We start from the raw sequence: 22,779 nt of genomic DNA, 5'->3' as shown, positions 1-22,779 counted from the left end.
TTTATATATTAATTATTATTTAAAATAAAGTCATTTGATTACTCTCTTTTTTAAGATCTGGTATTTTTAACGAGAACCCAAGATTTTCATTTATTTTTTTAGTGAAATGACTTGCAAGTGATACAGATTCCTTCTCTAAATTTTGATGTATAAAAAAATGAATATTTTGTAATCCAAGTTCTTTCCATTTTTTTAACCTCAAGACCCAATTATCCAACCTATCGTAATCAGAAAAATGATTAGAACCAACATATCTTATAAATGCTTCATTTGATGTCAAATTCATATGTAACATATCTCTTCTTCCAGCAGTATCAACAATAATATTGGTGATATTATTGTCACGAAGTAAAGTTGTATATTCATTAGAGAAATTTTTATCAGAAAACCAATTTGGATGCCTAACTTCAATAGCTAGTTTAATTTCTTTAGGCCAACTATTTACAAAATTTTCCACTCTCTTAAAGTTATCAGGTCCAAAGTTTTCATTTAATTGTAAAAAAATAGTTCCTAATTTCTCCCCAAGATGTTGAACTTGAAATAAAAAATCATTTACGCTATCCTGAACTCCTTCCAGTCTCTTCCAATGACTTATTTCTTGTGTTAATTTAGGAAAAAATTTAAAATCTTTAGGGGTTTTATACTTCCACCTAAGAAACTGATCAGCAGAGTACGACTTGTAGAATGTTGCATTTAATTCAATTGAATTAAATTGACTAGAGTAATATTGAAGTTCATCTTGAATTCCCTGAGGATAAAAACCTTTCAAATCTGATTTATTCCATTTAGCACAACCAATATAAACGTTTTGCTGTTTCATTTTATATTTTTTGCTATTAAGTACAATAGTTGTATTCGGATGTGTATCTGGCAGCGAAAAATCTATAACTTCAGGACGTTCGACTTTTCCAAATTTCATATTTCATCTTGTTATATGTTAGAATATAAATCAATCATCTATCAATTCTGTTTTGAAATCATTCATTTTATTTTCATTTTTCTTTTTAGCATAGTCAAAACCTTGCTCCCACCATTTTGACATTAATTTTTTATCAAAAACTAATGAATTTGTCGTTAAGACAGTCGGAGTATAATATAAATTTAATTTAACATCTTTATTTCTAGCTAATAGTTTACCAATTGTAACATTATGTTTTTCAACATGTCCTAGCATAAAGTCAAAAACATCTAGCATTAAAGAAAAAGGGTTTTTCGCAGGTAACCTATTTATTTGCGTCATTTCTGTCTCTAAAATAATAGCATCTATTTCCTTTGCTCCTCTTAAAATAGCCTCTCGTATTGGTACTAAACAACCAAAACCGCCATCTGCATATTGACAACTATTTTTTTCCAATAAACTCATAAAAGGAACGTAATTACATGAACCCCAAATCCAATCACAATAATCTTCATAACTCCAATCTAAGATAGATTTATATTCAATCTTATTAGCTGTTAAATTTGAAACGGTAACTACCACCTCTTTATTCTTATGCCGTATCTCATCAAACATACCTTTTGTAATGTTTTTCTTTATTAATTTTTTTAAGTTTTTACTTTCTCCAAAAGTTTTTCTTCCTTTGATAAAATTCCATAAAGTATTACTGTGTCTTATTGAGATAACTTTTTCTCCCTTTACATGTTTAATCTTAAATGGGCTATTACTAAAAACAGTATGTTGATTAACATTTGTATATAATTCTTTAAGTTCTCTTACTTGTCCTAAAGATAGATGAGAAACCATCAAGCTTCCAGTAGATGTTCCTAAAAATAAATCGTATTCCTTTTTCTTCTTATTTATAAGAAACTCTGCTACACCTCCAGCAAACGCTCCTTTACTCCCACCTCCAGAAATAACCAATGCTTTTTTCATATATTACTATTTTTTAATTATTTAAACACAAGTAATATTTTACTTGATTTAAATTTTAACAAAAATCAAATGACTTTTACCTATATTTAGGTTTGTAAAAATATCAAAAAATGCTCCGTCTTCTTAGTCTTTTTTTCAATATCCTTTTTTTATTTTCCTGTAAAGGAAGTAAAAAACCTATATCAATTAGTATTATAGATTTTAAAGTAAGTAAGGGTGATATAAGAGCTATTCATGGTACAAGTACTGACACTCTTTACTATGCTGATTCCAAAGGAAATATTGGTTATACTTACAATAAAGGAAAATCATGGTCAAAGACATCTATTAAAAATAATGATCGTCTAATTCCTAATTTTAGAAGTATTGCTGTTAATAAAGATACTGTTTTCTCTCTCTCAATAGGTACCCCTGCGTTGTTATACAAAACTTATAAAAACTCTACTAAACTCATCTACTCTGAAAGTCACCCAAAAGTATTCTATGATTCAATGCAATTTTTAAAAGATGGTAAAGTAGCAATAGCTGTTGGCGATCCAACTGATGTATTCCCATCCATACTTATCTCTCATGATTATGGAAACACATGGAAAAAAATTAAAAGCAATTACTTACCAAAGTTTGAAGAAGGAGAAGCCTTTTTTGCCGCAAGCAATACGAATATCAAAATTTTTGAAAAAAAAATATGGTTAGTTAGTGGTGGTTCAAAAGCCAGAGTACTGCAATCTGAAGATGTTGGTCTAACATGGACCATTCATGATACTCCGATTATACAAGGAAAAAACACTCAAGGTATCTACTCTGTTGACTTTTATGATGAACTAAATGGAATTATTTTTGGTGGAGACTTTACAAAACCTAAAAGTAACAATGCTAATAAAGCCATAACAAAAGACGGAGGTAAAACGTGGAAATTGATATCCGATAATGCAGGGCCAGGTTATAAGAGTTGTGTAAAATATATCCCTAATTCAAAAGGAAAGAAAATAATTGCTGTTGGTAAAACAGGAATCTCTTACTCTAAAGATGGTGGCAAAAATTGGATAGAATTAAGTGACGAATCATTTTTTGTTATTCAATTTATAAACGAATCATTTGCCTGGTTAGGAGGGCAAGGAAGAATTGGAATTTTAAATTTAAAACAACCATAAACCCAATAAAATAATTTACTGAATATTTCAGTTTTAAAAATCAACAATAAATAATGAAAAAACTTTTAATTCTATTACTCTTCTTTGGCCTAGTTAAGGCAAGATCACAGGAGTACTTCCCAATTAACTCGGGTGTTAAAACTTATAAAGACAAATCAATTGCATTTAAAAATGCTAGAATTTTTATAACTCCTAAGAAAATTATAAATAATGGAACTTTATTAATAAAAGAAGGAAAAGTTGTTAATGTAGGTAAAAATATTGCCATACCAAAAGGAACACATGTTATTGATCTTAAAAACAAATCAATTTACCCTTCCTTTATTGATGTTTACTCTGAATTTGGAATAAAAAAACCAAAACAATCTTTTAACTTCAGAGAAAATCCTCAATACGATGCTAAAAGAAAAGGTTATTACTGGAATGATCATATTCGACCAGATATTAATGCCTTTGACGAATTTGTGTTTGATAAAGAAGAAGCTTCTAAGTTACTAAAACAAGGTTTTGGTGTTGTTAATACCCACGTAGATGATGGCATAATGCAAGGTAGTGGGGTATTAGTTACTTTAAACACAAAAAGTACTAAGGCACATCGAATACTTTCTAAGCGGTCAGGAAATTATTTATCTTTTTCAAAAAGTAAATCAAAACAAGTGTACCCAACCTCTAAAATGGGAGCAATGGCACTCTTAAGGCAAGCCTATTTAGACGCTCAATGGTATGAAAAGGGACATGTTCAAACCACTGATTTAGCTCTTGAAGCATTAAATAATAATAGAAATCTAACACATATTTTTAAAGCAGGAGACTATTTAAACGCCATTAGGGCAGATAAAATAGGTGATGAATTCGAAATTCAATATGTTATACTTGGCGGTGGTGATGAATACGAAAGAATTAAAGAAATTAAAAAAAGTAACGCAACTTTTATTATACCGCTTAATTTTAGAAAACCGTACGATGTAACAGATATAGAACTAGCTAAAAAAATTTCATTAAGAGACCTGCGTAAATGGAATCAAGAACCCTCTAACCCTGGAGTTTTACAAAAAAACAATATTCAATTTGCCACAACTCTTTATAAACTTAAATCATTAGACGACTTTTATTTAAATCTAAGAAAAGCCATTAACTTTGGACTTGACAAAACTGTCGCTCTTGAGTCGTTAACAACAATTCCTTCTCAAATATTAAAAAACCCATATATTGGAAATCTTAATATTGGAAGTTATGCTAATTTCATTATTTGCTCTGGAGATCTTTTCGATAAAAAAACAACGCTATATGAAAACTGGATCCAAGGAACTAAGCACATAATTAATCCAATGAACAGTATTGAAATTATTGGAGAGTACACATTAACCATTGATGATAAAGAATACAAAATGCATATTTCTCAAAAAAAGGGAAAATACCAAGCCTCCATTAAAAGAGAAAATCAAAAAATCAAGGCTAATTTTTCCTTTAAAAATAATTGGATACAGCTAACAATTAACGATAAAAATAGTTTCTCAAGAATTACAGCCAAGGTCTCAAATACTTCTAGTAAATTAGAAGGTAGTGGCATTGATCATAACGGAAATCAAATTAATTGGCAGGCTATAAAGCAAAAGAAAGAGAAAACAAAAAAATCTACAGAAAATAAAAAAGCACCAGAAGTATTCGCTTCGAGTTATCCAAACGTGGGTTTTGGTAATTATACGATTCCAAAGCAAGAAACCATTTTGATAAAAAATACAACAATTTGGACGTCTGAAAACAATAAAGTTCTTAAAAATTCAGATTTATTGATCTCTGATGGAAAAATCTCAAAACTTGGGAAAAATCTTTCTTCAACAAAAGCTAAAATTATTGACGGTACTAACAAATATTTGACAGCAGGAATTATAGATGAGCATTCTCATATTGCTGCCTCTGCCATCAATGAAGCAGGACATAATTCTTCTGCTGAAGTCACAATAGAGGATGTTATTAATCCAGATGACATCAATATTTATAGAAATATTGCTGGAGGGGTTACTTCAATCCAGATTTTACATGGTTCCGCCAATCCAATTGGAGGACGCTCCGCAATTATCAAACTAAAATGGGGAGAGAGTGCTGATAAATTACTTTACAAGAACAGTCCTAAGTTTATCAAATTTGCACTAGGTGAAAACGTTAAACAATCAAACTGGGGAGATCATAATACATCGCGTTTTCCACAAACAAGAATGGGAGTCGAACAAGTTTATATTGATTATTTCCAGCGAGCAAAAGAGTATGATAATGTTAAAAAAAGCGGTAAACCCTACAGAAAAGATATTGAATTAGAAGCTCTAGCTGAAGTTTTAAATAAGCAACGTTTTATTTCATGTCATTCATATGTACAATCAGAAATAAATATGTTAATGAAAGTAGCTGAAAAATTCAATTTTAATATCAATACATTCACACACATTCTAGAGGGCTATAAGGTTGCTGATAAAATGAAAGAGCACGGCGTTGGCGGTTCTACTTTTTCTGATTGGTGGGCCTATAAATATGAAGTAAATGATGCAATTCCATACAATGCTGCCATTATGCACAATCAAGGGATTACCGTAGCTATTAATTCAGATGATCCGGAAATGTCAAGACGCCTAAATCAAGAGGCTGCTAAAACTATTAAATACGGTAATTTATCTGAACAGGAGGCTTGGAATATGATTACAATCAACCCAGCCAAATTACTTCATTTGGATAAAAAAACAGGAAGTATAAAAGTTGGAAAGGATGCCGATGTAGTTCTATGGAGTGACAACCCTTTATCTATTTTTGCTAAAGTTGAAAAAACAATAATTGATGGAGCTATTTTTTTTGACATTCAAAAAGACAGACTCAAACGTGAAGAACTTAAGGAAGAGCGCACGAAATTAATTAACCTAATGCTTAAAGAAAAGATAAAAGGATCGCCGACACAAAACCCAAGTAAAAAAATTAAAAAACTGTTTCATTGTGATACAGAATAAGAATTTATTATTTCTACAAATGAAAAATATTATTTTATATAAGTTACTATACTTCTTATCTATTGGATTTATAGTTGGACAACAAACTCCTGCGCCAAAACAAAAAATAGACTTTTCTATTGAGGGAGCTACTGCGCACATTGGTAACGGAACTGTAATTGAAAATTCGTTAATTATGTTTTCTAATGGTAAAATTTCATTTATTGGAAATGCCAATGCGAGAATTGCCAGAGTTGGCACTGTTATTAACGCTAAAGGAAAGCACGTTTACCCTGGTTTTATTGCGGCTAATACAACACTCGGCTTAGCTGAAATAGATGCGGTTAGAGCTACCAGAGATGATGATGAAATTGGTGGAATGCTCCCACATATTCGAAGTATTATAGCTTATAATACCGAAAGTAGAATTATAGAGTCTATAAGACCTAATGGTATTCTAATGGCGCAGATTACTCCAAGAGGTGGTACTATTTCTGGCACATCTTCAGTGGTTCAACTAGATGCTTGGAATTGGGAAGATGCAATTATAAAATTAGACGATGCAATACATGTAAATTGGCCAAAAAATTTTAAAAAAGGAAAATGGTGGTTAGGTGAATCCTCAGAGCTAAAACCTGATGAAAAATACGTTAACAACTGTAAAAACATAGAACAGTTTTTTACTGACGCTAAAAATTATTTAGCAAAAAAAGAGAAAAAAATAAGTCTACCCTACGAATCTGTTAAGGATCTTTTTAAGGGGAATAAAAAAGTTTTTATTCATGTAAATGGACATAGAAGAATTGTAGATGCATTAAGCACTTTCGATGAATTAAGTATCAAAAACATAGTAATTGTTGGTGGTTATGAAGCAGAAAAAGTAGCTGATTTGTTAAAATCAAAAAATATTTCCGTTGTTTTAGAACGATCTCATCGATTACCATCAAATGAAGACGATGATATTGATATTTCTTACCGCACAGCAAAAATTCTCTCTGATGTAGGTATTTTAATCGGTTTAGGCATGAATGGAGAAATGGAACGAATGAGTACAAGAAATCTACCTTTTTATGCAGGCACCTACGCAGCTTATGGTTTAGGAACAGAAAAAGCTATCCAAATGATTACTGAAAATAATGCAAAAATTCTCGGAATTGATGATTTTACTGGTACTTTAGAAGTTGGTAAAGACGCTACACTCTTTATTTCAAAAGGTAATGCATTGGATATGAGAGGTAATATTTTAACAAATGCTTTTATTCAAGGGCGAAAGATTAGTTTAGAAACTCATCAAACTAAACTGTGGAAACGATATGAGAAAAAATATAAAAATTAAGATATTCTAAAAGAATATAAATAAAAAAACTCATTGCGTATGCAATGAGTTTTTTTATTTATTTAAGAGAAAACTATTTTACCTCCTCAAAATCAACATCCTCTACATTATCTCCTTGAGATTGTCCGCTAGCGTCAGCTTCCGATTGCTGAGCTCCTGAACCAGCATCCCCAGCTTGTTGTTGAGCCGCATACATTTCTTCTGAAGCAGCTTTCCATGCCTCATTTATTTTCTCCATTGCTGAATCAATTTGAGCTAAATCTTTAGACTCATGAGCTTTTTTTAGTTCTTCCAAAGCAGCTTCTATTGGTTGCTTTTTATCTGCTGATAATTTTTCACCAAAATCTTTTAGTTGTTTCTCTGTTTGAAAAATCATAGAGTCTGCTCCATTAACTTTATCTGCAGTCTCTTTTGCTTTAGCATCAGCTTCCGCATTAGCTTCTGCATCCGCTTTCATTTTTTGAATTTCTTCATCAGTTAAGCCAGAAGAAGCCTCAATACGAATGTTTTGTGACTTTCCTGTAGCTTTATCTGCTGCTGAAACATTTATAATTCCATTAGCATCGATATCAAACGTTACCTCAATTTGAGGAACCCCTCTTGGAGCTGGAGGAATGTCAGTCAATTGAAAACGTCCAATTGTTTTGTTATCTGCTGCCATAGATCTCTCACCCTGTAATACGTGTATATCAACAGACGGTTGATTATCTACTGCCGTAGAAAACACCTGAGACTTTTTAGTAGGAATTGTTGTATTTGCTTCGATTAATTTTGTAAATACATTTCCCATAGTTTCAATACCTAATGATAAAGGTGTAACATCCAATAATAATACATCTTTAACATCACCAGTTAAAACTCCTCCTTGAATTGCAGCTCCTAAAGACACAACTTCATCTGGATTTACTCCTTTACTTGGAGCTTTTCCAAAGAATTTTTCAACTGCCTCTTGAATTGCAGGAATACGAGTAGAGCCCCCAACTAAAATAATTTCATCAATTTCTGAGGTTGATAAATCAGCATTTTTTAATGCAGTTCTACATGGCTCAATTGTTCTTTTTACTAAATCATCAATTAATTGCTCGAATTTAGCTCTACTTAATGAACGAACTAAATGTTTTGGTCCTGATGCGGTAGCCGTAATATAAGGTAAATTAATTTCAGTAGAAGTAGTACTTGATAACTCAATCTTTGCTTTTTCAGCAGCTTCTTTTAAACGTTGTAAAGCCATTGGATCTTTACGTAAATCCATATTCTCTTCAGCTTTGAACTCTTCTGCTAACCAATTAATAATTTTTTCATCAACATCATCTCCTCCTAAATGAGTATCACCATCAGTAGCTAACACTTCAAAAACGCCATCTCCTAACTCTAGAACAGAAACATCATGAGTACCACCTCCAAAATCAAAAACTACTATTTTTTTATCTTCATTTGATTTATCTAAACCGTATGCTAAAGCAGCTGCTGTTGGTTCATTTATAATACGACGAACTTTTAATCCTGCAATTTCTCCTGCCTCTTTTGTCGCCTGACGCTGTGCATCATTAAAATAAGCTGGAACAGTAATCACTGCCTCTGCTACATCTTGCCCTAGATAATCTTCAGCTGTCTTTTTCATTTTTTGTAACACCATAGCTGAAACTTCTTGTGGTGTGTACAATCTATCATCAATTTTTACACGTGGAGTATCGTTGTCTCCTTTTACAACTTCATAAGGTACTCTGTCAGCTTCTTTTTGAGATTCAGAATATTTATTCCCCATGAAACGTTTAATAGAGTAAACTGTTTTAGTTGGGTTTGTTACTGCCTGACGCTTTGCTGGATCACCTACTTTACGTTCACCGCCTTCTACAAAAGCTACAACAGATGGAGTTGTTCTTTTTCCTTCTGAATTAGGAATCACTACAGGTTCATTTCCTTCCATTACAGACACACATGAATTAGTAGTACCTAAATCTATACCTATAATTTTACTCATAATCTTTATTTACAGTTTAAATTTTTAATTCAATTTTACGATTAAGTATTAGTCAAAGTGCATGCCATAGAGTTTTAAACTACCTTTTGGCAGGCACATACGCACTTAATACAAAAATTAGTGTCATATTGACACTATAACTGTAAATCAATGTAACTCTGATAAACTAATTTAATATTTGCATACGTATTTAATAATGCCTTTTCTATTTCTTTTTTAGATTTATAACAAACTTCGGTTATCCCCTCTTCCAATTGAGGTTTTAATAGTTGATTGGAACTAGAGTGCATTAAATACCAATGAGTCTCTTTTAACCTTTTATTTTCTTTATAAACGAATAAATGATAGGTAACTAATAATAATTTCTTAAGGGAAATATTCCCTATACCGCATTCCTCTTCAACTTCTCTAATGGCTCCTTCTTGAATCTTCTCCCCTTTTTCAACTCTTCCTTTCGGTAGATCCCACTTTCCTTCTCTAAAAATAAAAAGTACTTCTTCTCTTTCATTAATCACTAAACCTCCACCTGCAACTACGGGTTTATAAACTTTTTTTATTTTATTAAAATCTCTTTCTTTGTTTGTAGAGAATAAATAAACACCTTTAAAAATAGCTGATTTTAATTTTTCAACCACTTCTTCAAAAATAATGTTATTAAAAAAAAGTAATGGATAATCTTTTTCATTATTTGTTGAAGTTGTTAAAATTATTGGTTTATCATTAATAAAAACTTTATACATTTGTGATATGGATTTTAACAAAGATACAGCAAAAGAAACAGCTGAACTTCTTCTAAAGATAAAAGCTATAAAACTAAGTCCGAAAACTCCTTTCACATGGGCCTCTGGATGGAAATCACCAATATATTGTGACAATAGAATAACACTATCATATCCTCCTGTCAGAAACTTTTTAAAAGAAAAAATAGCCAAATTAGTCGAGAACAAATACGGTAAACCAGATGTAATTGCAGGGGTAGCAACCGGAGCCATTGCAATCGGTATTTTAGTTGCTCAAGAATTAGGAATTCCTTTTATTTATGTACGCCCAAAACCTAAAAAACATGGTCGTAAAAATCAAATAGAAGGCTATTTTGAAAAAGGTCAAAATATTGTAGTGATTGAGGATCTAATAAGTACAGGGCAAAGTAGTCTTGAAGCTGTACAAGCGCTAAAAGAGGCTGAAACTAATGTTAAAGGTATGGTAGCTATATTTTCATATGGCTTTGAGGTTGCCTCAGATAATTTCAAAAAACATAATATTGAATTAAGTACTCTAAGCAATTTTAATTTTTTAATAGCACAAGCTTTAGATAATAATTATATTTCTAATGAAGAGCTAAAAACTCTTGAGCAATGGAGACTTAATCCTAAAGAATGGAAGCAAAACTAAACCCTTAAATAAAAATAAATAATGGATATAATAGGAAATACGGTAACTACAAATAAATCTCCAGAAGAATTATTCAAATTTTTAACGAAACTTGAAAATTATGAGCAGTTAATGCCTGAAAGCACTCAAAAATTCGAAGTTGATGGTGATAGTTTTATTTTTGGGCTAAAAGGAATGCCTGAGATAAGATTGGTTATGAAAGAAAAAACGGAGTTTTCTAATGTAACTCTTGGTGCAGCTAGTAGTAAACTACCTTTTACACTAACGTCTGAAATAAGTAAATTATCTGAAAACCAAAGTAACATTATCTTAAAATTTAATGGTGATTTTAATCCCATGATGGCCATGATGGTAAAAAAACCATTGACAAAATTTATAGAAACGTTAACTAAAAATATTTCTGCACTTTAAAGCAAATAAATTTAGGAAAATGAGACTTCTTTGACGCCATACTCTTGAACTGTTTCATTATCTAACTCTATTTTGAGTTTACCTTCTGGTGACACGCCAATAATTTTACCCATAAACAAAACATTCTGATTCGTTCGAAACATATTTGGAATGTTTTTTTTGTACAACACATTTAAATACCTATTTTCCAGCACCCTAAGATTTTTGTTTTCTAAATCCTTTAGATTTTTTTCTAGTTTTTTGAGTACTTTATCTAACATACTATTTAATTCAATCTCTTTTCCAATAACATCTTTAACAGAGATTGCGTTTAACTTATTCTCAGAAGTAAATTTTTGATTTACATTTAGTCCGATTCCTATTACTGAAGAGGATATAATTTCTCCTTTTAAACTGTTTTCAATTAAAATACCAGATATTTTTCTTTTTCCTGCCATTATGTCGTTTGGCCATTTTATTGAAATTTTGGGTATCTTCATTTCATAAAGGGCTTCATAGACACTTAACGACACACTGAAATTCAAGAATTTCTGATGCTTAATTGGTAAATCATTTATACGAACAAATACACTAAAAGTAAGGTTTTTACCGTTCTCAGAAATCCATTTTGTATGAATCTGACCTCTTCCTGAAGTTTGATTTTTTGCCCATAAAACTGTAAAATTTTCAATTAATGAATCTTCTGCCATTTTCTTCAAAAAAGTGTTTGTAGAATCGATGGCATCAAGTTTGATTATTTTCATTATAGTATTCAAAGTAAAACTAGTACCAATATTACACAATTTACTCGCAAAAAAATAATAACTTTGCTAAAACTTTATTTTTGTTAATGATAAAAAAACAACCCAGTACAGACGATCTATTAGCTGTCATTATAAAAGGAATTGATGATGTCAAGGGGCAAAATATACAGCTCCTAGACTTAAGAGAGATTGACAACACAGTGTGTGATTATTTTGTTATTTGTTCAGGAAACTCAAATACTCAAGTAGATGCAATTTCTGGATCAATACAAAAAGCAGTAGGAAAAGAATTAAAAGACAAACCTTGGCATGTTGAAGGACAAGGTAACTCAGAGTGGGTTTTGATGGATTATGTAAATGTTGTGGTACATATTTTTCAAAAACATGTGCGTGAAATCTATGATATAGAAAGTCTTTGGGGCGATGCAAAAATAACCCAAATTAATCCCGCTTAATTTATAACCGATTGAAACAAATTTTATGAGCGACAATAAAAAAAACACACCTAAATTTAGTTTTAATTCCTTTTGGATTTATATTCCCATTGCAATTTTATTCATAGGTCTTACATTTTTCAATTCTGGAAACATGGGATCTAGTGATATTTCAAAAAACGAATTTTCTGAAATATTAAATGAAAACGACATCGAAAGGATACTGGTAGTAAACAAATCCTTTGCGGAAATATATATAAAAGATGAAGCTGTAAAAAAAGAGCGTCATAAAAAAATAATGAGTAATCCTTTTCACAGAAAGGGAGCACCTCTTTATACTTATAATTTTGGAGATCTTCAGAATTTTGAAAAAAACCTTCAAGAATCAAGAATAAAAAATAATCTAACTTTTGATATAAAAAATGGTGAAAGAACAAGCTTTATTGATGGTATTGTAAGTTTTCTTCCTTTTATTTTACTTATTGTTATTTGGTTATTTTTTATGAGACGAATGTCAGGAGCAAACGGAGGAGGTGCTGGAGGACAAATCTTTAACATAGGAAAATCACGAGCTACATTATTTGATAAAGATACAAAAGTAAAAACAACATTTAAAAATGTAGCTGGTTTGGAAGGAGCTAAAGAAGAAGTTCAAGAAATCGTTGATTTTTTAAAGAGTCCAGAAAAATACACTAAACTTGGAGGAAAAATTCCAAAAGGAGCTTTATTAGTTGGTCCTCCTGGAACAGGAAAAACATTACTTGCCAAAGCTGTAGCAGGAGAAGCAGGAGTTCCATTTTTCTCACTTTCAGGATCGGATTTTGTTGAAATGTTTGTAGGTGTTGGAGCCTCACGTGTTCGGGATTTATTTAAACAAGCTCAACAAAAATCTCCTTCAATAATATTTATTGATGAAATTGATGCCATAGGTAGAGCGAGAGGAAAGAATAGTATGACTGGAGGAAATGATGAAAGAGAAAACACCTTAAACCAATTATTAACTGAAATGGATGGTTTTGGTACAGACACTAATGTAATTGTATTAGCTGCAACAAACCGTGCTGATATACTCGATAAAGCCTTAATGAGAGCTGGTCGTTTTGACAGACAAATATATGTAGACCTTCCTGATCTAAGTGAGCGTAAAGAAATTTTTGAAGTACATGTAAAACCCTTGAAACTAGAACCAAGTGTTGATGTTGAATTTTTAGCACAACAAACGCCTGGTTTTTCGGGAGCTGATATTGCTAATCTTTGTAATGAAGCTGCACTTATAGCTGCAAGAAAAAGTAAAGACCTTATTGAACACCAAGATTTTTTAGATGCTGTTGATCGGATAGTGGGAGGATTAGAAAAGAAAAATAAGGTAATTACTCCTAAAGAAAAAAAGGTTATTGCTTTTCATGAAGCTGGTCACGCGACAGTAAGCTGGATGTTAGAACATGCTGCTCCATTAGTTAAAGTAACTATAGTTCCTAGGGGACAATCTTTAGGAGCCGCATGGTATCTACCCGAAGAAAGAAAAATTGTTCAAACAGAGCAAATGCTTGATGAAATGTGCGCTACCATGGGGGGTAGAGCTGCTGAAAAACTTATTTTTGATAAAATATCAACAGGTGCGTTAAGCGATCTTGAAAAAGTAACAAAACAAGCTAGAGCGATGGTCACGGTATATGGTCTAAATGATAAAGTCGGAAACATTACGTATTATGATTCTTCTGGAAATGATTCTTTTGTAAAACCATATAGCGATTCAACTGCAAAAATTATTGATGATGAAATATCACAAATAATAGAAGGACAGTATATTAGAGCTATTAAAATCTTAAAAGAAAATAAAGATAAGCTTACATTACTAGCAGAAAGGCTGCTAGAAAAGGAAGTTATTTTCAAAAATGATCTAGAAAAAATATTTGGAAAAAGACCTTTTGAAAAAGATGAAATAAAAAACGAAACTCAAAATAAAATTACAGAAGAATAAGCTTTTTATTTTAATGAATTTTTTCAAGAAATTATTTAAATCAAACAAATCATCTAAAGAAGAAATCAATAACGAATTTGTTAACCTCTCTTTAGATGATTTGTTTGTGCATAACTTTATCAATAAAGGAGGAAAGTTTCTATATTCTACAAGTATTGATGAAATTATTACCAACTTAGAAAACATAATTAAAGAAAACAGCTGGAATCAAATTACATGCACTGATTTCGATTTAGTAAAATTAATTCCTGAGAATTTAGTAAATATAAAAAGTGAACCATATAAATTTACTCCCTTTTTCACACCATGTGAACATTTAATAGCAAATAAAGGAGATATTCTATTCTCTTCCAACCAATTAAGGAGTAAAAAAATCAACGAACTACCAGAGTGTTTTATTGTTTATGCAACAACAAGTCAGTTAGTAAAAAATACAAGTGAAGGCTTAACAGGTATTAAAACGCATTTTAAAGGAAATATCCCCACCAATATAAGCTCTGTAACCAATTACAAAATACAAAAGAATAATGATGATTTTTTAAGCTATGGCAGCAGTAATTCTAAAAATCTTTATTTACTTCTTTTCGAAGATCTATAAAAAATGAAAAACATAGTAAAAAGAAGTATTTCTGCACTTATTTATGCTACTCTATTTATTTGTGCTACCATATATTCGATCGAGTCATATACAATTTTAGTAACACTTATTTCTGCCATATGCCTATGGGAGTTCAATAAAATTATTCGTTTAAAAAGTATAATTCCTTTTCTTATTTTACCTCTTTCTGTTTTTTATCAAAAAACACTATTATCAAATAAAACAATTCTTATACTACTAGTCATCACAATAGTAAGTTCAATACGACTTATCGTCAGCTTATATTCTAAAAAAAATAAAATCATCAATAAACAGTTTGACAAATTTGATCTTTCGATTACTTATGTTATTCTTCCTTTTCTTTTTCTAACTCAATTACCAGTTATTAATGGTATTTATGATAAATATCTTACAGTTTATATTCTTTTATTAATTTGGTCTAATGATAGTTTTGCCTTCTTTTTTGGTAAAAATTTTGGTAAAAACAAATTATTTGAAAGTGTATCTCCAAAGAAAACAATTGAAGGTTTTATAGGAGGTGCTTTATCTTCTCTTATTTTAGGTGGAATAATTGGTTTCTATTCATCGTTATTCTCTATTTTTGATTGGATCTTTATTTCTTTAATCATTTCAATTTTTGGTACATTGGGTGATTTAGTAGAATCTAAGTTTAAAAGATTGGCCAATATAAAAGATAGTGGCACTATTATGCCTGGACACGGGGGCTTGCTTGACAGACTTGACAGTCTGTTTTTTTTAAGTCCTTTTGTATATTTGTATATTCATTTTATAATTTAGTCAGTAACTTTTTTCTTTTATGCAAGAAAATAATCTTGATTCTGAGTTTAATAAGGCCTTCAAAAAAGCATCAAACATAGAAAGCAAACTTCCTCCTGATGTAATGCTTCGGCTGTATGCATACTATAAGCAAGCTGTAAAAGGAGATCAATTTTCAACTTATAATGATAAAGGACTAAGAAATGCTTTCAAATTCAATGCATGGATTCAACTTAAAGGAATGAGTCCCAAACAAGCTAAAAAAGAATATATCAAACTTGTTAATTCAATAATAGATGAAATCGATTAACAATAGTTTGTATTTAATCTATTGTACTTATCTTTATATTTTAATTTAGACTCTAAATCAATTATTATGAAAAACTTAGCATTGTGCTTATCAACATGTCTATTTTTTATGCAGTTAATTTCTTGTAAAAAAGAAACAAATAAGACAGAACAGAATAAACCTATTGTTGAAAAAAAACAAGCTCCTTTTTCGTTGCAAAATGCACAAAATACAATAAGTTGGACTGCTTATAAAACTACTGAAAAAATTCCTGTTAAAGGACAGTTTAAAAAAGTAAAAATTACTTCTGGTGGTGAAGGTAAAAATATAAAAGAAGCTATTAATAACGCTAGCTTTTCAGTTCCGGTGAGCAGTATTTTTACAAGCGATACTAGTAGAGACTACAAAATAAAAAAATTCTTTTTTGGCGTTATGGACAAAACCCAATTATTATCTGGAAAATTATTTTTAGAGAATGATTCAATTGGCTATACCGAAATTACGATGAATGGTGTAACAAAAAAGTTACCTTTCATTTATAATCTGAATAATAAAATATTTAGCTTAAAAGCTGCGATGAAAATTAGCCAATGGAAAGCTGAAAAAGCTCTTGATTCTCTTAATGCAGTTTGTAAAGACTTACATAAAGGTGCAGATGGCGTATCAAAAACATGGGATGATGTTGATATTGAAATTACTACAGTATTTAAATAATAAAACATCGCTAATTTAAAAATAAAGCCTTAGATATTTATATATACTAAGGTTTCTTTTTTTTAATAACTCCACACACACTGAGTAGTATTACTGATATCATTTTTTATAAATTAGAATCGATTATTTATTTTATCAATCAAACTTCTTTTAAGACTTTCATTATCTCCAAATAGCCATCTTAAGACATTTCCTTCCCACATATCGTCTCTTTCATCTTCCGATATAATTTCTCTATTAATTGCTAAATCTAATATCTTCCCAGGGTAAGAAGATTGTTTATGACTTTCCATTTCTCCCAAAGGATAAGGATCATCTAGTCCAATTAATACTTGCTTAGAACCTTGATTTTTTATCAATAAATCTAAAGAACCTGTATCATGCACTAGTGTATCAAAGAAAATATTTTTATGACCAACCGCTTTTCTTGGGTGTTCTTTACCTTCAAATAAATCAGGCCTACCATCAAAGCCCTGAATTCTTCTACCTAGATTCATTTGCGCTAATTGCCCACCGTGAGCAAAACAAATTCTCATATTAGGATATTTATCATAATAACCATTTAATGTTAAGAAGTGATAAGCATCAGCACATTGAGCTAACATCCATATCAAATGAAATCTCCATGAAGTATTTTCAAGTTTAATAAACTTTTCACCATCATATGGATGAATTTCTACGGCTAAATTGTATTCATTAGCCAATTCAAAAATAGGTTCATTTTCTTCATCAAAAATACATCGCCATGTCCCTATAGTATCCATGTAATGTGTAGGCAAACACAACAAACTCATGTCTAGCTCCTTTACACATCTTTCAATTTCCCAACAAGCTCCTCTTACAAAACCTGGATGAACAACAAAACCACATGTAAACTTAGAGGGGTGATCTTGTTGTACCCTTGCATTAAAATCATTTTGAAACCGAAGCGCCTGTTTCATTTCCTCTAGACGTAAACCATTTCCATATAATTGAGAAAGATTGAGAACTACGGCATGATCTATATCAAAATGTTCCATCCAAGCTAGCTTCTCATTAAGAAAAAAACTAGAATCAGTTACTGGGCGTTTCCAGTTTTTTTGTAACATGAACTTTTTATCTTTATCTACCCAAAAAATCCCTTTATCTTTCATAAATTGCGGTATCTCTTCAGGGTATGGTAACAAATGGGAATGCCCATTAATACGAAGTCTTTTTTTCAAATTTCTAATTTTTATTTTTTTATCGGTGCTTCCATTTTCGTACCACAAATTGAACAAGTGCATTTATTTATATCGGAATAATACCTGTCAAAAATTTTAGGCATATCAGTTTCAATATTATCTAAAGCAAATTCTTCTCTATACAATTTGTTACCACAGTTTTCACAGTACCATTCAAGGGCATCCTTTACATTTTCAGGTCGTGGATACTCTATTACCAAGCCAACTGTATTTGCTTTTCGTTGCGGTGAATGTGGTATTTTACTTGGTAATAAATATATATCACCTTCTTTTATATCAACATTGATCATTTCCCCCTCATCGTTAATAATTTTCAAAACCATATCTCCCTCTATTTGATAAAAAAACTCAGGTGTTTCGTTATAATGGTAATCTTTTCTTCCATTAGGTCCGCCAACTACCATGACAATGTATTCTCCGTCTTTCCATATTTGTTTATTACCAACGGGAGGTTTTAATAAATCACGATTTTCATCAATCCATCTTTTAAAATTTAACGGCTTTACTAGCTTACTCATACTATTTAAATTTAGAAAAGTTTATATTCATTAAAAAGTTTAAATAATGATTTTTATTTACTCTTTTTTTAGTGCTATTTTTACTGTAAATCTAATACCGTTCCTATATCTCAGCCTTACAACCGTTTTGAAAAAAATTCCAGTTGTTTTTTGTTTTTAATTTACAATAAAAATTCATCTTATTGAGTCTACAAAATATGTTTATTTACAATTATATTTACAGGCTTTTTGTCCTCCCTCCATCTACAGGAATATTTATCCCATTAATAAAACTAGCCTTTTCACTAGCTAAAAAAGCAATTGCATTAGCTACTTCAGAAGGTTCTGCAAATCTTTTTGCTGGTGAAGCATTTTTCATATGTGCACTTATTTCCTCTGGAGTTTTTCCTGTTTTATTTGCCTTATTAACAATAATTTCGTTTAATCTTTTCGTATTCGTTGCTCCTGGAAGCACGTTATTAACTGTAATTTTATACTGACCAAGTTCATTGGCCATTGTTTTAGACCAATTGGCTACAGCTCCCCTTATAGTGTTAGAAACACCCAAACCATCTAAAGGTTGTTTAACCGAGGTAGAAATTATATTAATAATTCTTCCATATTCTTGATCTTTCATGAAAGGAACTGTAGCCTGTGTTAAAATATGGTTACATTTCAAGTGTTGTGCAAAAGCTATGTCAAACTCTTCTAACTTAGCATCAAATACAGGTCCGCCAGCAGGACCTCCTGTGTTATTAACTAAAATATGAAAGTTCAAGCTTGTCTGCTTCAATTTATTTTTAAGCATATTAGGGTCGGAAAAATCTGCTACCAAATACCCGTGTTTTTGACTTTGGTTTGGTAATTCTTTTAAAACCTTTTTTAGCTTTAACTCATCCCTAGCTAATAAAGTTACATTAACCCCTTCTTCAGCTAATAATATTGCTGCTGCCTTTCCAATTCCTTGCGTGCTTCCACATATTAAAGCATTTTTATTTCGTAACTTTAAATTCATTGTTTTTAATATTTTATACAGATATTTTTTAACTCTGTGAAAAAGCGAAGTGCTTCAAACCCTCCCTCTCTTCCGATTCCACTAGCTTTCATACCTCCAAAAGGAGTTCTGAGGTCTCTAAGCAACCAAGTATTTACCCATAAAACTCCTACTTCTAAACACTTACTAACTCGCATTGTTCTATTTAAATTATTGGTCCATAAAGTAGCTGATAGACCATACTTTACACCATTTGCCATTTCTATGACCTCTTTCTCTTTTTTAAAAGGCATCAATGTTACTATTGGTCCAAAAATTTCTTCCTGATTTAATCTACATTGATTGTCCTTCACTTCAATAACTGTTGGTTGTAAATAGTAACCTTTCTCACATCCTTCGATATTTACCTTTTCTCCTCCATAAAGAATTTTACCTCCATAATCTTCACTAGCATCAATATAAGACTTTACTTTCTCTAAGTGCTTTTTCGAAACTAAAGCACCTATATCTGTACTCTCATCAAATGGATTTCCTACTTTTAATTTACCTACTTCCGCTATAAAATCCTTTTTAAATTTCTCATAAATACCCTCTTCTACAAAAATTCTACTTCCGCATAAGCAAATTTGTCCTTGATTTGCAAAGGAAGAACGAACTGTAGTTATTAACATGTCTTCATAATTACAATCTGAAAATATAATATTAGGATTCTTTCCTCCAAGTTCGAGTGATAATTTTTTAAACATTGGGGATGCTATTTTTGCAATATGTGAACCAGTAATAGTTCCTCCCGTAAACGATATGGCTTTAATTTCAGGATGTTTTACTATAGCTTCTCCTGCAGAACTTCCTTTACCATGAACTATGTTTAGAACACCTTTTGGTAAACCTGCTTGATTACATATTTCACCAAGCAAAAAAGCACTCAACGGTGTAATTTCACTTGGCTTTGCAACGACACAGTTTCCTGCCGCAATTGCTGGAGCTATTTTCCATGTAAATAAATAAAGTGGTAAATTCCATGGTGATATACACCCCACTATTCCTAAAGGTTCTCTAACTGTAAAATTAAAAGCATCATAGCCAACACTTTCATGTGAGTCTGAAGAAAATTGTGTAATAGCATTTGCAAAAAACTGAAAATTAGACGATGCTCTCGGAATATCTATTTTTTTTGCTAGAGCTAATGGTTTCCCATTATCTTTTGCCTCAGCAGTAGCTAGTTCTTGTTGTTTTTCTTGAATAAGTCTTGCAATTTTAGCTAAAATTTCACTCCGCTTATTCAATGTACTATTTGACCATATAGGAAAAGCTTTTTTTGCTGCATCAACTGCCATTTGAATGTCTTTAACAGATGAATTAGGAATTTTCCCATAAACTTCACCATTCGAAGGATTCAAATTATCAATCCATTCATCATTCGTTGGATTCACAAATTCCCCCCCAATGTAATTCTTAATAATTTGTTTCATGCTTTGTTTATTACTTAGGCATATATGCAACCACCTTCATTTCTATTAACAAATGAGGATGTGGTAATTGATGAACTGCAACTGTTGTTCTTGTTGGACCATCATAATCAAAATATTGTGAATAGATTTCGTTATAACCTCCAAAATCGTTCATATTCGTAAGGAAAGAACTTACATCAATAATATGTTCTAAACTAGCTCCTACTTCTACTAAAATATCTTTAATATTCTCAATTACTGCACGTGTTTGTTTCCTTATGTCCAGATTTGTCGTTCCAAACTCATCTACCTCAACCCCTTCAAAAGTATTATCTGGTCTTCTCGAGCTCGTTCCAGAAACATAAATAAAATCACCTACTCTTTTTACATGAGGAAATTTACCTCGGGGGATGGCCTTTCCTTTTATTACTTTGCTATTCATTTTTTTCTTTATTTATCACTTATTACAACTATTTACTTCTTTCAAACTCTATATATATTAAAATTCTAAAAAAACTTGATTTAGGAGAGTCCCGCTACCTCATCTTCCTTCAATATTTCTTGTGTTTCAACCTGAACTCTTTTTAGAAGTAGTAATAATTCTTCTTTACAGGAATTATCTTTTATTCTCAATTGATTATTAGCTATTAAATTGAGCAAAGCTTTATCCTGAGCATTACCTTTGGTTCGAGCTTCATTGTATCCAATCCCCTCATTAAAAGTTACCATTGAATATTTTGAATAATATTCTTTCGGAAAATTTTTCTCAAGTTCCATTTCTAAAGCACGCTTTTCTTTAAACAATGGATTTGCCACATGATCACGCATTTCATAATAGTTCTCAATTGCTAAATTGCCAATAGCATCGGTGTCGATCTTTCTTCGTTCTTGATAAACTTTAAATACAACCTCCCAATCTCCCTCATATTCATTTAATACGCTATCAAGCACACAAACATCTTCAAAAGAAGCATTCATTCCTTGACCATAAAAAGGAACTATAGCATGGGCTGCATCTCCTATTATTAATGTTTTTCCTTTATAACACCACGGAGAACATTTAATGGTTCCTAGTGGACCGGTCGGATTATTGGCAAACTCTGAGGCTACATCTGGAATTAATTCCAGTGCATCTGGAAATTGCTCTTTAAAAAATTTTTTTATGCTATCTTCTGAGGATAAATTTTTAAAATTATATTCATCTTTTTCGTAACTCAAAAATAACGTAACTGTAAAACTACCGTCTAAATTAGGCAATGCGATCAACATATAACCTCCTCTAGGCCAAATATGTAAATAATCTTTACTAATTTGGTGCTTCCCTTCAGTGTTCGCTGGGATCTCCAACTCCTTATATCCATGTGCTAAATAATCTTGACTAAAACTGAACAAGAATTTCTTGTCTAAATAATAATTTTTTCGCAGAACAGATCCTGCTCCATCTGCTCCAAAGATCACATCAGCCTCTATTTCAAACTCCTCTTTTGTCTTATAATTTTTAAACAGAGCTTTGGTATTATCTATATCAACGGATAAACATTTCGAATTAAAATAAACTACTACATTTTCATGAGCTTCTGCTTCATTAAGTAAAATTCCATTTAAATCCCCTCTAGAAATAGAATTAATATACTCTCCTTCTCTTCCTGAGTAATTCGAAATAAATGTTCTTCCTTCCTTATCATGCATTAATCTACCATACATAGGTATACAAATATTTTTTACCTTTTCATCAATACCTGTCAAGCGTAATGCTTTAATCCCTCTATTAGAGAGCGCTAAATTGATTGAACGACCTGATGAAACATCTTCTTTTCTAAGGTCGGATCTACTTTCAAAAACTGTTACCTTGTAACCTCTCTGCGCCAACCTAAGCGCCAGTAGACTCCCGCATAGCCCTGCTCCAATAATTAATACTCTATCTTTTTTTATCATTTTTTATTCTTTTATAATTTTAAAATC

22 protein-coding genes are annotated in these 22,779 nt (G+C 31.2%); 11 read left to right on the top strand and 11 right to left on the bottom strand.

Annotated features, from left to right (window positions below; genetic code table 11):
- Positions 1–19: 19 nt before the first annotated feature.
- Together ACSIGE_RS13880 and ACSIGE_RS13875 are read right to left on the bottom strand one after the other, a co-directional pair.
- Entirely contained in the window at positions 20–919 is a 900-nt protein-coding gene (locus ACSIGE_RS13880; RefSeq protein ID WP_440880471.1) for a DUF72 domain-containing protein, read from the bottom strand.
- A gap of 30 nt (positions 920–949) precedes the next feature.
- Positions 950–1,873, bottom strand: a complete 924-nt coding sequence (locus ACSIGE_RS13875; RefSeq protein WP_440880470.1) for a patatin-like phospholipase family protein — start codon at positions 1,871–1,873, stop codon at positions 950–952.
- A gap of 110 nt (positions 1,874–1,983) precedes the next feature.
- On the opposite strand from ACSIGE_RS13875, the gene ACSIGE_RS13870 reads away from it, so the two are divergent.
- From ACSIGE_RS13870 to ACSIGE_RS13860, 3 genes are read left to right on the top strand one after another with little or no spacing between them, the layout of a single operon-like run.
- Entirely contained in the window at positions 1,984–3,024 is a 1,041-nt protein-coding gene (locus ACSIGE_RS13870) for a WD40/YVTN/BNR-like repeat-containing protein (RefSeq protein WP_440880469.1), read from the top strand.
- Positions 3,025–3,077: 53 nt separating this feature from the next.
- Positions 3,078–6,017 (top strand): amidohydrolase family protein, encoded by a 2,940-nt coding sequence (locus ACSIGE_RS13865; protein WP_440880468.1) that lies wholly within the window; start codon positions 3,078–3,080, stop codon positions 6,015–6,017.
- Between the two features lie 19 nt (positions 6,018–6,036).
- Positions 6,037–7,332 carry an amidohydrolase family protein gene (locus tag ACSIGE_RS13860; RefSeq protein ID WP_440880467.1) on the top strand — a complete coding sequence of 432 codons (1,296 nt, stop codon included), beginning with the start codon at positions 6,037–6,039 and terminating at the stop codon, positions 7,330–7,332.
- A gap of 73 nt (positions 7,333–7,405) precedes the next feature.
- Here the strand turns inward: ACSIGE_RS13860 and dnaK are convergent, their stop codons facing one another.
- Both dnaK and ACSIGE_RS13850 read right to left on the bottom strand, forming a co-directional pair.
- The gene (dnaK, locus tag ACSIGE_RS13855; protein WP_440880466.1) at positions 7,406–9,313 is read right to left on the bottom strand and encodes a molecular chaperone DnaK; all 1,908 of its coding nucleotides are present in this window, start codon (positions 9,311–9,313) and stop codon (positions 7,406–7,408) included.
- A 134-nt stretch (positions 9,314–9,447) separates the two neighbouring features.
- The gene (locus tag ACSIGE_RS13850) at positions 9,448–10,053 is read right to left on the bottom strand and encodes an NUDIX hydrolase (RefSeq protein WP_440880465.1); all 606 of its coding nucleotides are present in this window, start codon (positions 10,051–10,053) and stop codon (positions 9,448–9,450) included.
- 7 nt (positions 10,054–10,060) lie between these two features.
- Between ACSIGE_RS13850 and pyrE the strand changes: the two genes are divergently transcribed.
- On the top strand, positions 10,061–10,705 hold the full coding sequence (gene pyrE, locus ACSIGE_RS13845; protein WP_440880464.1) for an orotate phosphoribosyltransferase: 645 nt from the start codon (positions 10,061–10,063) through the stop codon (positions 10,703–10,705).
- 21 nt (positions 10,706–10,726) lie between these two features.
- The gene (locus ACSIGE_RS13840) at positions 10,727–11,116 is read left to right on the top strand and encodes an SRPBCC family protein (RefSeq protein WP_440880463.1); all 390 of its coding nucleotides are present in this window, start codon (positions 10,727–10,729) and stop codon (positions 11,114–11,116) included.
- A gap of 11 nt (positions 11,117–11,127) precedes the next feature.
- Here the strand turns inward: ACSIGE_RS13840 and ACSIGE_RS13835 are convergent, their stop codons facing one another.
- Positions 11,128–11,859, bottom strand: coding sequence for a biotin--[acetyl-CoA-carboxylase] ligase (locus tag ACSIGE_RS13835; protein WP_440880462.1), 732 nt, complete (start codon positions 11,857–11,859; stop codon positions 11,128–11,130).
- An 86-nt stretch (positions 11,860–11,945) separates the two neighbouring features.
- Between ACSIGE_RS13835 and rsfS the strand changes: the two genes are divergently transcribed.
- The 6 genes from rsfS to ACSIGE_RS13805 all read left to right on the top strand — a co-directional run bounded on the left by rsfS (position 11,946) and on the right by ACSIGE_RS13805 (position 16,652).
- The gene (gene rsfS, locus ACSIGE_RS13830; RefSeq protein WP_440880461.1) at positions 11,946–12,314 is read left to right on the top strand and encodes a ribosome silencing factor; all 369 of its coding nucleotides are present in this window, start codon (positions 11,946–11,948) and stop codon (positions 12,312–12,314) included.
- Positions 12,315–12,339: 25 nt separating this feature from the next.
- Positions 12,340–14,274 carry an ATP-dependent zinc metalloprotease FtsH gene (gene ftsH / locus ACSIGE_RS13825; RefSeq protein ID WP_440880460.1) on the top strand — a complete coding sequence of 645 codons (1,935 nt, stop codon included), beginning with the start codon at positions 12,340–12,342 and terminating at the stop codon, positions 14,272–14,274.
- Between the two features lie 13 nt (positions 14,275–14,287).
- A complete protein-coding gene (locus ACSIGE_RS13820; protein WP_440880459.1) occupies positions 14,288–14,872 on the top strand; it encodes an LUD domain-containing protein in 585 nt (194 codons plus the stop codon).
- Positions 14,873–14,875: 3 nt separating this feature from the next.
- Positions 14,876–15,670, top strand: coding sequence for a phosphatidate cytidylyltransferase (locus tag ACSIGE_RS13815; protein ID WP_440880458.1), 795 nt, complete (start codon positions 14,876–14,878; stop codon positions 15,668–15,670).
- A gap of 19 nt (positions 15,671–15,689) precedes the next feature.
- A complete protein-coding gene (locus tag ACSIGE_RS13810; protein WP_440880457.1) occupies positions 15,690–15,959 on the top strand; it encodes an acyl-CoA-binding protein in 270 nt (89 codons plus the stop codon).
- Positions 15,960–16,025: 66 nt separating this feature from the next.
- Positions 16,026–16,652, top strand: a complete 627-nt coding sequence (locus ACSIGE_RS13805) for a YceI family protein (protein WP_440880456.1) — start codon at positions 16,026–16,028, stop codon at positions 16,650–16,652.
- A gap of 113 nt (positions 16,653–16,765) precedes the next feature.
- Here the strand turns inward: ACSIGE_RS13805 and ACSIGE_RS13800 are convergent, their stop codons facing one another.
- The 6 genes from ACSIGE_RS13800 to ACSIGE_RS13775 form a co-directional block, all read right to left on the bottom strand.
- On the bottom strand, positions 16,766–17,854 hold the full coding sequence (locus tag ACSIGE_RS13800; RefSeq protein ID WP_440880455.1) for an amidohydrolase family protein: 1,089 nt from the start codon (positions 17,852–17,854) through the stop codon (positions 16,766–16,768).
- An 11-nt stretch (positions 17,855–17,865) separates the two neighbouring features.
- Positions 17,866–18,393 carry a 3-hydroxyanthranilate 3,4-dioxygenase gene (locus ACSIGE_RS13795; protein ID WP_440880454.1) on the bottom strand — a complete coding sequence of 176 codons (528 nt, stop codon included), beginning with the start codon at positions 18,391–18,393 and terminating at the stop codon, positions 17,866–17,868.
- A gap of 217 nt (positions 18,394–18,610) precedes the next feature.
- Complete coding sequence (locus ACSIGE_RS13790; RefSeq protein WP_440880453.1) at positions 18,611–19,387, bottom strand: SDR family oxidoreductase; 777 nt, start codon at positions 19,385–19,387, stop codon at positions 18,611–18,613.
- 5 nt (positions 19,388–19,392) lie between these two features.
- Positions 19,393–20,838 (bottom strand): aldehyde dehydrogenase, encoded by a 1,446-nt coding sequence (locus tag ACSIGE_RS13785; protein WP_440880452.1) that lies wholly within the window; start codon positions 20,836–20,838, stop codon positions 19,393–19,395.
- Between the two features lie 10 nt (positions 20,839–20,848).
- On the bottom strand, positions 20,849–21,259 hold the full coding sequence (locus ACSIGE_RS13780; protein WP_440880451.1) for a RidA family protein: 411 nt from the start codon (positions 21,257–21,259) through the stop codon (positions 20,849–20,851).
- Positions 21,260–21,339: 80 nt separating this feature from the next.
- Positions 21,340–22,752 (bottom strand): FAD-dependent oxidoreductase, encoded by a 1,413-nt coding sequence (locus ACSIGE_RS13775; protein ID WP_440880450.1) that lies wholly within the window; start codon positions 22,750–22,752, stop codon positions 21,340–21,342.
- Positions 22,753–22,779 lie beyond the last annotated feature (27 nt).

Origin of the sequence: Tenacibaculum profundi (genome assembly GCF_052050075.1) — a bacterium.
Taxonomy (GTDB): domain Bacteria; phylum Bacteroidota; class Bacteroidia; order Flavobacteriales; family Flavobacteriaceae; genus Polaribacter.
The sequence above is the reverse complement of the archived record's forward strand: the minus strand, read 5'-3'. Positions and strand labels throughout refer to the sequence as shown.